Below are 12,174 nucleotides of genomic sequence, written 5' to 3'. Positions count from 1 at the left end.
CGGCAGATCCTGCCGGGGCCGTTCGGGCTTGGTTCAGGGCTCCGGGCGGGGTCAGGGGGAAGTGAGGGTGTCGAGCCGGGCGGCGAGGTCGGGGTGGGCGGCGGACAGGTGGGGGCGGGTGGCGGTCAGGGGGGCGATGAGGTCGGCGGGGTCGTCGTGGGCGAGGGCCGCGTGGAGCTCATGGAGCGGGCGGCGGGCGGCGGGGGGAAGGTCGGTGAGGGCGGTGATCTGGCCGGCGAGGCGGCGCAGGTCGGCCGCGTTGCGGCGGGCCCAGGTGGCGGTGTTGCGGTCGGCGGCCCGGGCCTGACGGGTGGCCGTCACGCGCTGTTCGCCGGTGGACCCGGCCGGGCCGGGGCGGCCGCGCAGATAGCGGCGCTCGGCGGCCTGGCGGCTGGCGACACCCAGGGGAGAGGCGAGGTCGGCCCAGCTGGCGCCCGCGTCCCGGGCCGTCTCGATCAGGCCGGTCTCCCATCCGGCGAGCCGCTCGCGCACCTGCCGCAGCAGCATCAGCGAGGCGAGGGCCTGCTCCGGGGCCGGCCCGGCGCCGAGGGCGTCGGGGGTCTCGTGCTGGGCGTCGCGCAGGGCGTGGTCGATGGCTTTCAGGGCCGCCGCGGCGGCGAGGAACGACGCCGGGCTGTGGGCGTCGGCGTCGGTGGAGACCGGCTGGTCGGGTGCCGTCACGGCGCCTCCCTCGGGTGTCATCGTCCGGACGACATCGTGTTTGTCATCCATTGGATGACATGTTACAACGGTGTCAGTGAGGCGCATTGGCAGTAACTGCCTGAACCTGCTGGAGGTGTTTTCACGATGTTGATGCGCACTGACCCCTTCCGTGAGCTGGACCGGCTGGCGCAGCAGCTGATGGGCCCGGGCACCTGGTCGAAGCCGTCGGCGATGCCGATGGACGCCTACCGCGAGGGCGACGAGTACGTGGTGGCCTTCGACCTCCCCGGCGTCAGCGCCGACGCGATCGACATCGACGTCGAGCGGAACATGCTGACGGTCAAGGCCGAGCGCCGGCCGGTGACGAAGGCCGACGACGTGCAGATGGAGCTGTCCGAGCGGCCGCTGGGCGTCTTCTCCCGCCAGATCGTGCTCGCCGACAGCCTCGACACCGAGCACATCAAGGCCGATTACGACGCGGGCGTGCTGACCCTGCGGATCCCGATCGCCGAGCGTGCCAAGCCCCGCAAGATCTCCATCGGCGTCGGGACCGGCCCCAAGCAGATCTCCGGCTGACACCGGCCGGACAGGTGCGGAGGACGGGCGCCTGATCTCCCCCTCACCCGTCCTCCGCACCCCCTGGGCAGGCCGAAGAACAGAAGGGGTGGCTGCGAGATGACTCTGCGACGCGAAGCGTTCCTCGACCAGGTGAAGGAGCGCGGCGAGTACGGCACCGTGAAGGAAGCCGAGCGAGCGGCCCGTGTGGTGCTCGCCCTGCTCGGCGCGCATCTGGTCGGCGAGGTTCGTGCCCAGCTCGCGGCACGTCTCCCGGACGAATTCGCCCTGATCCTGCTCAACCCGCTGCAGAGCGCCGAACCGCTGCCCCCGGAGCGGTTCGTGCGGGCGACCGCGGCATGGATCGAGGGCGCCACCGCGCAGACCGCGACCTGGGACGTCAGCGCCGTGCTGTCCACGGTCGCCGACACGGCCGACGAGGACCTGCTGGGGCAGATCCTGCTCCAGCTCCCCGCCGGCTACGACCTCCTCTTCGGCCGGCCCCAGCCCACCTGACCCTCCCCCGGTGCCCCACACCCGCACCGCTCTACGAAAGGCATGCACTGCAGTGATCACCGACGTGCGCGTACCGGCTCAGCACCAGCAGGCGTACTCGACGGCGTATGAGCAGATGCTGGAGAAGGTCCGCTACGAAGGCGCCTACCCCACCCTCGAGAGAGCCGAGGAAGCCGTCCGCCTGGTCCTCGGGGGGCTGGGACGCCAGCTGACCGGCGACGAACGCGTCGACCTCGCCGCCTGCCTGCCGCTGGAAGCCGCACGTGTCCTGACCGCACAGATCCCCGACCCCCAGCCGCTGACCGGGTGGGCCTTCGTCAAGGACCTCGCCGCCCGCTCCGGCGCCTCCCTGGCCACCACCCGCTGGGACACCGGCTCCGTCTTCGCGGCCGTCGCCGCCTACGCCGGCCCCGACCTCATCACCCGCATCCTCCACCAGCTCCCCACCGGCCACGCGCTGCTGTTCGGCCGCGCCGAACTCACCTCCGCCGCGTAAACGGTCGCTGTCCGAGCGAGCGAGTCAGCGCGAGCTTCGGAGCTGACCGGACGCGTATCGGTCAGCGGTGCCCGCACCTCGACCCGGGCCGATGACGGCCCGGGTCTCCTGCTCGAGGATCTCCCACAGCGGCGCGCCGTCGCGGTTGGTGAGGATGACGCCGACCCAGCCGGTGTCGGGATAGATGGTCCAGCCGGCTCCGACGCCGGGGTTGGCGCCGGCGCGGCCCCACACCCACTGGCCGCCGACGAGGCCGACCGGCATCTGGTAGGCCCCGAACGACGCGTCGGCGGGGGCTGCCCGGCGGGCCAGGCCGCCCCCCTCGGGGGCCAGGGGGATCTTGGGCCCGGTGAACAGTTCGGCGTAGTGCCGGTCAAGGAGTGTGCCGTCGCCCAGCGCACGCGCGAACCGGACCAGATCCGGCGCGGTGGCGAAGCCGCCGTCCCCCGGGGCGTCGATGAAGGCGCGGCCCGGGTTCTTGCCCAGGACATACGGGTCTGAGCTGCCCTGGTCCAGGTGGCGGACCGCGTCCACGTGACCGCCGTCGGTCAGCGCCATGTACGGGTGCGCGATGCGCCGGTCGGTGAGCCACTGCGGCCTGGTGTAGAACCCCGAACCGTCCATGCCGCAGCGTTCGAAGATGTTCTCCTGGACGTAGTCCCAGTAGCTCTGGCCGGTCACGGCCTCGATGATCTGCGCGGGAATGGCGACCTCGGCGCCGGAGTGGCTGCTGGGCGTGCCGGGAGGGGCCTCCGGCGTCGCCTGCCGGGCCCACCGCTCGTAGAACTCGTGCACCTCCTTCCGGCTCTGGAAGACGCGCTGCACGTCCTCGTCCGGGGTTCTCATCCCGGAGGTGCCGGTGAGCAGGTGGTGGATGGTGACCTGCTCGGCGATCTCCCTGGCGTACCCCGTCAGGTGCGTGCCCACCGTGTCCGACAGCCGCAGCAGGCCACGCTGCGCCAGCTGCAGGATGGCCACCGCGTGGAACGGCTTGCCCGCCGAGTTGAGACTGAACGCGGTGTGCTCACCGTTGGGGACGCCCCTCTCCTCGTCGGCCATGCCGTAGCAGCGGGACAGCACCGTCCGGCCCCGGTGCGACAGCAGCACCACGCCGGAGAACCTGCCCTCGGCGGCCAGCTTCGCCATGTACCGGTCGTAGGCCCCGCCGGGCCGGGTGTCCGCCGGGACGCCGGAACCGGTCGGGGCCGCGTCGGCGCGGGCGGGCCGGGCGCCCAGCAGCGGCGCGCCCGCCGACACCATCCCGGCGGCCGACAGGCCGCCCCACCCCAGCAGCCGCCGCCGGTCGACACCACCTACGGAATCCGAGTCCATGATCACGGGCCCCCTCTGGTCGACGAACCGGCAGTGCTACCCAAGCCGGACGGCTGTTGCGGTGGCGTATGTGTTTTTCGATACGCCCCGATCAGCCCTGATCAGCCCCGATACACCCGTGATGCCCCCGTTGGCCCGAACCTGCCGCCGTGGCGTCAGAGCTCGCGGTGGACCTTGGTGTTGGAGGCCTGGGCCCGGGGGCGGACGACCAGGAGGTCGATGTTGACGTGCGGGGGGCGGGTGCAGGCCCAGGTGATGGTGTCGGCGACATCGTCGGCCGTGAGCGGCTCGGCCACGCCCGCGTAGACCTTGGCGGCCTTGTCGGTGTCGCCGCGGAAGCGGGTGGTGGCGAACTCCTCCGTCTTGACCATGCCGGGGGCGATCTCGATCACGCGGACCGGGGTGCCGACGATCTCCAGGCGGAGGGTCTCGGCGAGGACGCGGGCGCCGTTCTTGGCGGCGACGTAGCCGGCGCCGCCCTCGTAGGTCGCGTGGCCGGCGGTCGAGGAGAGGACGACGACCGTGCCGTCGCCGCTCGCGGTGAGGGCCGGCAGCAGGGCCTGGGTCACGTTCAGCGTGCCGATGACGTTGACCTCGTACATCTGGCGCCAGTCGGCAGGGTCGCCGGTGGCGACGGGGTCGGCGCCGAGGGCTCCGCCGGCGTTGTTGACGAGGACGGCGAGGCTGCGGAAGGCGGTGGCGAACTCGTCGACGGCGGCGCGGTCGGTGACGTCGAGCGCGTACGCGGTGGCCTGGTGGCCGGCCGCGTTGATCTCGGCGGCCAGTTCCTCGATGCGGTCCTTGCGCCGGGCGGTGAGAACCACGCGGTACCCGGCGGCGGCCAGCTGCCTGGCCGTGGCGGCGCCGATGCCGCTGCTCGCTCCGGTGATGACGGCGATGGGGGTACCGGGGGCAGTCATGACGTGGTGCTCCTCGCGCAGGTGGTCGATTACGTCGATCGCCCGGCCAGGATAGGCGGCGCGGGTCAGCGGCCTCGTGGGGCGTACATGATCACGGCCATGCCGGCGAGGCAGACCAGCGCCCCGATGACGTCCCAGCGGTCGGGGCGGTAGCCGTCGGCCGCCATGCCCCAGGCGATGGATCCGGCGACGAACACTCCGCCGTACGCGGCGAGGACCCGGCCGAACTCGGCGTCGGGCTGGAGGGTGGCCACGAAGCCGTAGACGCCGAGGGCGAGGACGCCGGTGCCGATCCAGATCCAGCCGCGGTGCTCGCGGACGCCTTGCCAGACGAGCCAGGCGCCGCCGATCTCGAAGAGGGCGGCGAGGACGAAGAGGGCGATGGAGCGGGCGGTGAGCATGAGGGAACCCTGCCATGGGACACGCTGGCTGACGGGATGTCAGAAGATAGGCTGATCTGTGAGTATTTTGGGCTTATGCGTGGATTGCGGAAGGGTGTGCTCGGGGTCGCTCTCGCGGCCACGGTGGTGATGGGTGCGGGCGGGGTTGCCGGGGCCGTGGGGCCGGTGGTCGGACCCGCGCGAGCCCTGGAGTCCCTGGAGCCCTCGGCCGGGGTCGGGGTCGGGGCCGAGGGTGGCGTGGGGCCTGAGGTCGGGGTCGGCGGTGGCGTGGGGTCCGAGGTCGGGGGCGAGGCGGATCTTGCTCATCATGGGCAAGTCTCGCTCTGGGACGGACGGGTCGGCGTCTGGCTGGTCAGCGAGAACCTCGGTCCCACCGATGTCGCCGAGGCGACGGTCCGGCTCGCCTTCTCCGTGCCGATGGCGGGCGGCTTCGACCTCCCGCCGGCCTGCCTGTGGAGCAGCGACCGGGTGGTGTCCTGCCGGACGGGCGAACTGAAGGCCACGGGGGGCGTCGGTGAGCTGGCGCTCGACCTCCGGACGGCCGGCCACCCGGACGAGCTGACCGTGGACATCACCACGGCCTGGCGGGACGGCGTGGCCGACCGGAACCCGAGGAACGACCGGCATCGCGTCCTCGTGCTCGCCACGGGGGATCCGTACGTCTTCTGAGGCGCCGGCGCCGGGCCGCCCGGTGCGTCAGTTGCTCGTCCAGTGGACATAGCCGTCGGGGCGCACCAGGACCGAGGTCCGGCGGGCCGGGTCCCTCCAGGTGGCCCGCACGAGGCGGTCGGGAGAGACCGGCGCCGAGCCGGGAAGGGCCGGGGGCCTGCCCTCCGGGGCGATCAGGACGAACTCGCCCGCGCGCAGCAGCTCGTAGAGCCGGCCCTCGCGCAGCCGTGCGTCCGGGGCGCGGCGGCCCGCCGGGCGGGCCGAACCCGCCGGCGGCGCGTACGCGATGCCGATCCCGCTGATCATGCCCATGGCCCGGGTGGCGGCCGGCCGCGCCGCGCTCAGGAAGCGGGCGGCGAGAGAGCGCAGGGTGCGGGTGAGCGGGGTGTGGGCCATCGCGAGGCGCACCAGGGCGCCGCTGGTGCGCAGCACCATGGCGCCGACCGGGTGGCGCTCGGACTGGTAGCTGTCGAGGAGCGCCTCGGGGTCCGGTGCGTCGCCGCGCAGTACGGCGGTGAGCTTCCAGGAGAGGTTGGCCGCGTCCTGGAGGCCGGTGTTCATGCCCTGGCCGCCGGCGGGGGAGTGGACGTGGGCGGCGTCCCCGGCGAGGAAGACCCGGCCGACCCGGTAGGAGGGGGCCTGGCGCTCGTCGCTGTGGAAGCGGGAGATCCAGCGGGCGTCGTGCATGCCGAGGTCGGTGCCGAGGGCACGGCGGGTGAGCTCGCGGATCTCTTCCAGGTCGACGGGTTCGGTGTCGGGGACCTGGCGGGTGCGGCTCCAGCCCATCACCCGGAACCAGCCGTCGCCGAACGGGGCGATGAAGGCGAAGGCGTCCCCGGAGCCGTTGACACTGAAGGAGTCGGCCGGCTCCTCGGCGAGGCGGACGTCCGCGAGGACGATGGAGCGGATGACGGAGCCGCCGGGGAAGGGCAGGCCGAGGGCGGAACGGACCGTGCTGCGGACGCCGTCCGCGCCCACCAGGTGGCGGGCGGTGAGGGTGAGCGGGGTCCCGTCGGCGTCGGTGAACTCGGCCGTGACCGTGTCGGCGTCCTGGCTCAGGGTGCGCAGCTCCGTCCCGTACCGGAAGGTGACTCCGGCGGTCACCGCCCGGCGCTCCAGGAGGCGCTCCACCTCGTACTGCGGGGTGACGAGCAGGTGGTTGAAGCGGCTGGGGAGGCGGGTCAGGTCGAGGTCCGCGCGGCCGAAGAGCCGGGCGCTGCCGAGGGGCGTGCCGGTGGCGACGAGCTCGTCCGCGAGGTCGCGGGCGTCGAGCTGCTCCAGGGTGCGGGCGTGGACGCCGAAGGCGCGGGTCATGTTGGCCAGGCCGTGCGGGCGGCGCTCGACGAGGGTGACGTCGATTCCGGCGGCGGCGAGGTCGCCGGCGAGGAGCAGGCCGGTGGGGCCCGAGCCGATGACGAGTACCTGTGTGTCGGTCGTTCCCTTGGTGCTCATGGCTGCCTCCAGGATGCCCACGGTCGTTGGCCAACGGTTGTTGGTCAACGCTTGTTGGCAACTGTAGGCGCGGCTCGGATGGAATGTCAACGACTGTTGGCCTACAGTCGTTGACATGACGACCGCACGCCGCTCCGACGCCACCAGGGCCGCCATCCTGGAGGCCGCCCGGGAGCGCTTCGCCACCGACGGGTACGAACGCGCCACCATCCGGGCCATCGCCCGTGACGCGGGGATCGATCCGTCGATGGTCATGCGCTACTACGGCAACAAGGAGGGCCTGTTCGCGGCGGCTTCGGAGATCGAGGTCGACCTGCCCGAGCTGGGCGGACTGCCGGCCCAGCACATCGGTGCCGTCCTGGTCGGCCACTTCCTGGAGCGCTGGGAGCGGGACGACGTCCTCACCGGGATGCTGCGGGTCGCGGTCACCAACGAGGCCGGGGCCGAGCGGATGCGGGAGATCTTCGCCGCGCAGCTCGGACCCGTCACCCGGGGCGTCTGCCCCGATCCGGCGGAGGCTCCGCAGCGGGCCGCGCTCGTCGCGTCCCAGATCCTCGGCATGGCGCTCAGCCGCTACGTCCTGCGGTTCCCCCCGGCCGTCGAGATGACGCCCGAGGAGATCGTGGCCTGGCTGTCCCCGACGGTGCAGCGCTACCTCACCGCCGAGACCCCGTAGGGGTGTCTGCTCCGTACAATCTCTGCATGCCGCAGAAGAAATCCGCCCGGCGCGAGGCGCTGATGTCCGAGCTGTTCGGGGAGGCCCGCCGCTACATGGCCGCCTACGCCCTGTTCAACCAGGCCGTCGCCGATCATCTGGGGCTCCACCCGACCGACGTGCAGTGCCTGAGCCTGCTCAGCCTCGAGGAGCGGCCGGTGACCACCGGGCGGGTCGCCGAACTGACCGGGCTCACCACGGGCTCGGCGACCCGGCTCGTCGACCGCCTCGAACGGGCCGGGTACGTGACGCGTGAACGGGACGCCGAGGACCGGCGCCGGGTCCTGGTGGCCCTCGTGCCCGAGCGGATCGCGGAGCTCGGCGACCTGTGGCGCAAGCTCAACGGCACCTGGGGCACGATGTTCGACGTGTACAGCGACGCCGAGATCGCGCTGCTCACCGCCCATATGCGGCGCACCGTCGAGGTCAGCAACGCCCAGATCGAGCGCCTGCGCGGCGGCGACCTGGCCTGACCGGCGCCACGGCGGGCCCGAGGCCGGAACGGGGCCGGACCGGCCGGAGGCGGGCCGCAGCCGGGTGTCAGACGGTGGTGGTGCCGCCGAACTCCCGTACCGCGTCGGTGACGATGGCCTCCAGGCGGGCGTGGTGCGCGCCCCGCCAGTAGACCCGGCCGCACTCCACGCACTCCGCGAACACGTCGTACGTCTTCTCCGTGCCCCGCTCCAGGCGCTCGCGCACCGCGTCCTTGTCGGCGCCGCTCAGCTCGCCGTTGCACGCGGTGCACCGCGTCCAGGGTGCGAGCGGCGGCGCGAAGCGCTCGAGGACGTCGCGGAGCTGGTCCTCCGGGCGGTCGCTGTAGATGTAGGCGCCCGCCCACAGTTCGCGGCGGCGCAGCAGCCCGCGGTCCCGGGAGAGCATGACGCGCCGCTCCCGCGCGGAGAGCGCGGCGAGGGCGGGGTCGCCGATGTCCTCGCTCTCGTACGCCGCGTCCACCCCGAGCAGGCGCAGTCGCCGGGCCAGCGTGCCGAGGTGCACGTCGAGCAGGAACCGGAGGGGCGCCCCGGCCCGCACCGGCTGGGGGCGGGCGACGCCTTCCACCTCGACCGTCTCGCCCGCGGCGGGAACGTGCGAGGCGTCGACGGGCCGCCCGTCGACCAGGAGCCTTCCGGCCTCGGTGAGCGGCACGCCCAGTGACTCCACGACATGGCCCAGCGAGGAGGCGCCGTCGGTGGTCACGGCCGTCCGGCCGGTGCGCCGCTCCGCCGAGACGAAGAGCGCCAGGCCGGGGGCGAAACTGATGTGGATCTCCGGTCCGTTCACGGGGACAGGATCGCATCGGGGCGGGACGGGCGGCCAGGGATTTCGCCGCCGCCGGCGAGCGTGCCGCGGGCGGCCGACGGCCGGTCGGTGCGCGCTCCACCGGACGGCGGCCACCCGACCGGCCTGTCGGCCTGTCGGCCTGTCGGCCCGTCGGCCCGTCGGGTCAGGGGCGGGGCAGGAAGGCCTCGGCGTGGTCGGCGGCCCAGGTGGCGAAGGTGCGGGCCGGGTGGCCGGTCAGCTCCTCGACCGTGCGGGTCAGCGGGGCGGGACGGCCCTCGTGCGCGGCCCAGTGCGACAGCAGCGCGTCGGCGAACACCTCGGGCAGGAAGGCGGAGACCGACCGCTTCCACTCCTCGGGGGTCACGACGGTGTGCGGCGCGGGCCGCCCGGTCGCCTCGGCGAGGACCGCCAGCTGCTCGACGAAGGTCAGCGACTCGGGTCCGGTCAGCAGATACGAGGAGCCGCGCAGCCGGGGTTCGGTGAGCACCGCGAACGCGGCCTCGGCCACGTCGCGCTCATGGATGGGGTCGCCGGAGGAGTGCGGGTGGGGCAGGGCGGGGCCGCGTCCGTCCCGGAGCGAGGGGGCCCACTGCAGGGCGTTCGTGGCGAAGGCGCCCGGCTGGAGGTGGGTGGCCTCGAAGTGCCCGGCGTCCGCGGCGGCGGAGAGGGCGCGCTCGGCCGCGAGGTGGGAGGCGGCGATCGGGTGGTCGGCGGCGTCCGGCGCGAGGACGGAGCTTGAGGAGAGCAGGACGACGTGCTCGACGCCGGCGGCCCGGGCCCGGTCGGCGAAGGCTTCTCCGTGGCTCGCCTCGGCGTACAGGAAGACGGACTCGACGCCGGCCAGGGCGGTGTCGAAGGTGTCCGGGTCGGTGAGGTCGCAGCGCACGGTGTCGGTCCCGGGCGGTGGCGAGAGGTCCGCCGGGTTCTTGGAGGCGGCCCTGGCCTTGACGCCCGCGGCGTCGAGGAGTCCGAGAAGGGTGGAGGCGACGCGGCCACGGCTGCCGGTGACGAGAACGGTCATGAGAGGTGTCCTTTCGGTGGGCGGGTCGGTCCCGCCTTCCCTTGCGTGGCGCATCATCTGCGTCACGCAGATAAATATCCCGGCGCGTGCCATCCCCGTCAACCCGGATAAAACCCTGAGGTACGGTCCCGGCATGAAGATCACCGACCTCGATCCCGGCGACCCCCGGCTGGAGAACGACCTCCTGCCCGTCCTCCGCGAACTCCGCCCTCACCTCACCCCGGAGCTCTTCCGCGAGGTGTACGAGGCCGGCCACCCGCAGGGCCTGCGCTTCAGCGCGGCCTACGGGGACGACGGCCGCTGCGTCGGCGCGGCCGGCTGGCGGATCATCAACAACACCAGCTCCCTGCGCAAGCTCTACGTCGACGACCTGGTGACCGCCGCCGCCGTCCGCTCCACCGGGGTCGGCCACGCGCTCATCGCCCACCTGGAGGGCCACGCCCGCGCCGCCGGCTGCCACGAGCTCAACCTCGACTCCGGCACCCACCGCACCGGAGCCCACCGCTTCTATCTGCGTGAGCGCTTCGACATCGTCGCCTTCCACTTCACCCGGCCGCTCACCGCACCGGAGGACGCCTCCTGATCCGGCCCGCCGGGCCGCGTCAGGGGGCCGTCAGGTCGAGCCGCCAGTCGTTGCAGCGCAGCGCGTGCCCCGGCGGGTACTCGAAGTCCCGCTCGCCGAGCAGCGCGAACCCGGCCTTGCGGCACACCGCGTTCGACGCGGCGTTCCCCGTGGACGGGTACGCGTGCAGGAAGCGGTGAAGGCCCGCCGCCCGGGCCTCCGCGGCCACCGCGCGCGTGGCGGCCGTCGCCACGCCCCGGCCCTGGAAGCCCGGCAGCACCGACCACCCGGTCTCGTACACCGGGCCGTCGTCCTCGGTGTGCTCCCAGAAGCCGATGCTGCCCACCACGGCCTCCTCCGGCAGCAGCACGATCCGGAACATCCGCCCCCTGCCCGGGTCGTCGGCGCTCAGGTCCACATATCTCCGGTGCCGCTTGGCGAGCTGTTCCTCGGTCTCGGGGCCGCCGAGGTGCTCCATCAGCTCCGGCGCGTTCAGCGCGCGCAGCAGGTCCGCGTCGGCCTCGGACCAGGCTTCCAGCCGCACGGGCGAGGACGCGGGGGAGAGCACGGGCGAGGTGGCGTCGTCAGTCATGTCCGAACGGTAGATCAGGGCAGTGACAGCCCCCGGGCGTAGGCCGTCGGCGGCACCCCGATCGTCGCCGTGAAGTCCCGTACGAGATGGGCCTGGTCGCTGTAGCCCAGCTCGGCCGCCAGCGCCGCCCAGTCCGGGGCGCCCGCCGCCCCGGCGGCCTCGGCGCGCTCCAGGGCCTCGTGGATGCGATAGCGCAGGATCACCCACTTGGGGCCGACGCCCACCTCGGCCGCGAAGAGCCGCTGGAGCGAGCGCGCCGACAGGCCCGAAGCCGCGGCGAGCTGGGACACCCTGCGGACCGAACGGTCGCCGCGGACCAGGTCCACCAGCTCCATGGCCCGGTCGGCGGCCGGGTCGGGCGCGGGGCCGTGGGCCAGCAGGAAGGCGTCCAGCGCCGCCACGCGCGCGTGGTCGGTCCCCGGGGACAGGACGGCGGACATCAGGTCGGCGGAGGTGCCCGCCGCGCCGCCCCCGCTCGTAACCGCCGCGCCGCCCCCGCTCATAGCCGCCGAGCCACCCCCGCTCGTAGCCGCCGCGCCGCCCCCGCCCGTGTCGGGGAACACCTCGGGGAGGGGGACCCGGCGGCCCGTCCAGGTCGACACCGGCCACCCGGGCGCGAAGGGGCGGAAGCCGCCCGGCCGGAACTGGATCCCGCAGACCCGGCCCGTCTCCGTCAGCTTGTGGGTGGCAAGGCCGAGCCCGATCCCCGAGACCTCGGCGGACGCGTGCGCCGCCGACGCGGGCGCGCCCAGCGGCCCGTACCGCTGGAAGACGACGTTCACCGACGGATGCGGGACGACATGGCTCGCGTACGGCTCCGGCAGCTCCCAGTCGATCAGCCAGTAGTGCTCCAGATACGGGCGCAGTTCCGCCGCCGGGGCGTGCCGGCGGAACCGGACCCGGGAGAGCAGTTCGGCGGGGTCGACGATGCCCCGGGTGTCCCGGCGGGGAACGGAGTCGGACATGCTCCGATGCTAGGCGCGGACACATCTGTGGCCT

Annotated in this window: 16 protein-coding genes; 7 read left to right on the top strand and 9 right to left on the bottom strand. The window is 73.5% G+C overall.

Going from position 1 to position 12,174, the window contains the following annotated elements:
* Window positions 1-51: 51 nt before the first annotated feature.
* On the bottom strand, window positions 52-681 hold the full coding sequence (locus DEJ43_RS15770; protein WP_041662527.1) for a hypothetical protein: 630 nt from the start codon (window positions 679-681) through the stop codon (window positions 52-54).
* A gap of 126 nt (window positions 682-807) precedes the next feature.
* Between DEJ43_RS15770 and DEJ43_RS15765 the strand changes: the two genes are divergently transcribed.
* From DEJ43_RS15765 to DEJ43_RS15755, 3 genes are all read left to right on the top strand, one after another.
* Entirely contained in the window at window positions 808-1,239 is a 432-nt protein-coding gene (locus tag DEJ43_RS15765) for an Hsp20/alpha crystallin family protein (protein ID WP_015034371.1), read from the top strand.
* A gap of 99 nt (window positions 1,240-1,338) precedes the next feature.
* Complete coding sequence (locus DEJ43_RS15760; protein WP_041662526.1) at window positions 1,339-1,734, top strand: DUF2267 domain-containing protein; 396 nt, start codon at window positions 1,339-1,341, stop codon at window positions 1,732-1,734.
* A gap of 52 nt (window positions 1,735-1,786) precedes the next feature.
* Entirely contained in the window at window positions 1,787-2,230 is a 444-nt protein-coding gene (locus DEJ43_RS15755; RefSeq protein WP_015034368.1) for a DUF2267 domain-containing protein, read from the top strand.
* A 24-nt stretch (window positions 2,231-2,254) separates the two neighbouring features.
* On the opposite strand, the gene DEJ43_RS15750 is transcribed toward DEJ43_RS15755, so the two are convergent.
* From DEJ43_RS15750 to DEJ43_RS15740, 3 genes are all read right to left on the bottom strand, one after another.
* On the bottom strand, window positions 2,255-3,562 hold the full coding sequence (locus tag DEJ43_RS15750; RefSeq protein WP_015034367.1) for a serine hydrolase domain-containing protein: 1,308 nt from the start codon (window positions 3,560-3,562) through the stop codon (window positions 2,255-2,257).
* Window positions 3,563-3,717: 155 nt separating this feature from the next.
* The gene (locus DEJ43_RS15745) at window positions 3,718-4,482 is read right to left on the bottom strand and encodes an SDR family NAD(P)-dependent oxidoreductase (RefSeq protein ID WP_015034366.1); all 765 of its coding nucleotides are present in this window, start codon (window positions 4,480-4,482) and stop codon (window positions 3,718-3,720) included.
* A 65-nt stretch (window positions 4,483-4,547) separates the two neighbouring features.
* Window positions 4,548-4,883, bottom strand: coding sequence for a YnfA family protein (locus tag DEJ43_RS15740; protein WP_015034365.1), 336 nt, complete (start codon window positions 4,881-4,883; stop codon window positions 4,548-4,550).
* Between the two features lie 75 nt (window positions 4,884-4,958).
* Between DEJ43_RS15740 and DEJ43_RS15735 the strand changes: the two genes are divergently transcribed.
* A complete protein-coding gene (locus DEJ43_RS15735; RefSeq protein WP_071892454.1) occupies window positions 4,959-5,552 on the top strand; it encodes a hypothetical protein in 594 nt (197 codons plus the stop codon).
* A 27-nt stretch (window positions 5,553-5,579) separates the two neighbouring features.
* Here the strand turns inward: DEJ43_RS15735 and DEJ43_RS15730 are convergent, their stop codons facing one another.
* Window positions 5,580-7,004, bottom strand: coding sequence for an FAD-dependent monooxygenase (locus DEJ43_RS15730; protein WP_015034362.1), 1,425 nt, complete (start codon window positions 7,002-7,004; stop codon window positions 5,580-5,582).
* A 115-nt stretch (window positions 7,005-7,119) separates the two neighbouring features.
* Between DEJ43_RS15730 and DEJ43_RS15725 the strand changes: the two genes are divergently transcribed.
* The gene (locus DEJ43_RS15725; RefSeq protein ID WP_015034361.1) at window positions 7,120-7,680 is read left to right on the top strand and encodes a TetR/AcrR family transcriptional regulator; all 561 of its coding nucleotides are present in this window, start codon (window positions 7,120-7,122) and stop codon (window positions 7,678-7,680) included.
* A 26-nt stretch (window positions 7,681-7,706) separates the two neighbouring features.
* Window positions 7,707-8,192, top strand: coding sequence for a MarR family winged helix-turn-helix transcriptional regulator (locus DEJ43_RS15720; RefSeq protein WP_015034360.1), 486 nt, complete (start codon window positions 7,707-7,709; stop codon window positions 8,190-8,192).
* 67 nt (window positions 8,193-8,259) lie between these two features.
* Here the strand turns inward: DEJ43_RS15720 and DEJ43_RS15715 are convergent, their stop codons facing one another.
* Window positions 8,260-9,000: a Mut7-C RNAse domain-containing protein gene (locus tag DEJ43_RS15715; RefSeq protein WP_041662525.1), complete on the bottom strand. Its 741-nt coding sequence runs from the start codon at window positions 8,998-9,000 to the stop codon at window positions 8,260-8,262.
* A gap of 163 nt (window positions 9,001-9,163) precedes the next feature.
* Window positions 9,164-10,021, bottom strand: coding sequence for an NmrA family NAD(P)-binding protein (locus DEJ43_RS15710; RefSeq protein ID WP_015034358.1), 858 nt, complete (start codon window positions 10,019-10,021; stop codon window positions 9,164-9,166).
* A 133-nt stretch (window positions 10,022-10,154) separates the two neighbouring features.
* On the opposite strand from DEJ43_RS15710, the gene DEJ43_RS15705 reads away from it, so the two are divergent.
* Window positions 10,155-10,604: a GNAT family N-acetyltransferase gene (locus DEJ43_RS15705; protein ID WP_041662524.1), complete on the top strand. Its 450-nt coding sequence runs from the start codon at window positions 10,155-10,157 to the stop codon at window positions 10,602-10,604.
* A 19-nt stretch (window positions 10,605-10,623) separates the two neighbouring features.
* Here DEJ43_RS15705 and DEJ43_RS15700 read toward each other — a convergent pair whose 3' ends face one another.
* A complete protein-coding gene (locus DEJ43_RS15700) occupies window positions 10,624-11,175 on the bottom strand; it encodes a GNAT family N-acetyltransferase (protein ID WP_015034356.1) in 552 nt (183 codons plus the stop codon).
* 14 nt (window positions 11,176-11,189) lie between these two features.
* A complete protein-coding gene (locus DEJ43_RS15695) occupies window positions 11,190-12,140 on the bottom strand; it encodes an AraC family transcriptional regulator (protein ID WP_015034355.1) in 951 nt (316 codons plus the stop codon).
* Window positions 12,141-12,174 lie beyond the last annotated feature (34 nt).

The sequence above is a fragment of the Streptomyces venezuelae ATCC 10712 genome, assembly GCF_008639165.1.
GTDB classification, from domain to species: Bacteria; Actinomycetota; Actinomycetes; order Streptomycetales; family Streptomycetaceae; genus Streptomyces; species Streptomyces venezuelae.
This window is presented reverse-complemented; position numbering and strand designations above follow the sequence as displayed.

Excerpts from the sequence above, each read along its gene's own strand:
- DEJ43_RS15765 (WP_015034371.1), top strand. The coding sequence starts at position 808 with ATGTTGATGCGCACTGACCCCTTCCGTGAGCTGGACCGGCTGGCGCAG.
- DEJ43_RS15760 (WP_041662526.1), top strand. The coding sequence starts at position 1,339 with ATGACTCTGCGACGCGAAGCGTTCCTCGACCAGGTGAAGGAGCGCGGC.
- DEJ43_RS15750 (WP_015034367.1), bottom strand. The coding sequence starts at position 3,562 with ATGGACTCGGATTCCGTAGGTGGTGTCGACCGGCGGCGGCTGCTGGGG.
- DEJ43_RS15745 (WP_015034366.1), bottom strand. The coding sequence starts at position 4,482 with ATGACTGCCCCCGGTACCCCCATCGCCGTCATCACCGGAGCGAGCAGC.
- DEJ43_RS15740 (WP_015034365.1), bottom strand. The coding sequence starts at position 4,883 with ATGCTCACCGCCCGCTCCATCGCCCTCTTCGTCCTCGCCGCCCTCTTC.
- DEJ43_RS15735 (WP_071892454.1), top strand. The coding sequence starts at position 4,959 with ATGCGTGGATTGCGGAAGGGTGTGCTCGGGGTCGCTCTCGCGGCCACG.
- DEJ43_RS15730 (WP_015034362.1), bottom strand. The coding sequence starts at position 7,004 with ATGAGCACCAAGGGAACGACCGACACACAGGTACTCGTCATCGGCTCG.
- DEJ43_RS15725 (WP_015034361.1), top strand. The coding sequence starts at position 7,120 with ATGACGACCGCACGCCGCTCCGACGCCACCAGGGCCGCCATCCTGGAG.
- DEJ43_RS15720 (WP_015034360.1), top strand. The coding sequence starts at position 7,707 with ATGCCGCAGAAGAAATCCGCCCGGCGCGAGGCGCTGATGTCCGAGCTG.
- DEJ43_RS15710 (WP_015034358.1), bottom strand. The coding sequence starts at position 10,021 with ATGACCGTTCTCGTCACCGGCAGCCGTGGCCGCGTCGCCTCCACCCTT.
- DEJ43_RS15705 (WP_041662524.1), top strand. The coding sequence starts at position 10,155 with ATGAAGATCACCGACCTCGATCCCGGCGACCCCCGGCTGGAGAACGAC.
- DEJ43_RS15700 (WP_015034356.1), bottom strand. The coding sequence starts at position 11,175 with ATGACTGACGACGCCACCTCGCCCGTGCTCTCCCCCGCGTCCTCGCCC.
- DEJ43_RS15695 (WP_015034355.1), bottom strand. The coding sequence starts at position 12,140 with ATGTCCGACTCCGTTCCCCGCCGGGACACCCGGGGCATCGTCGACCCC.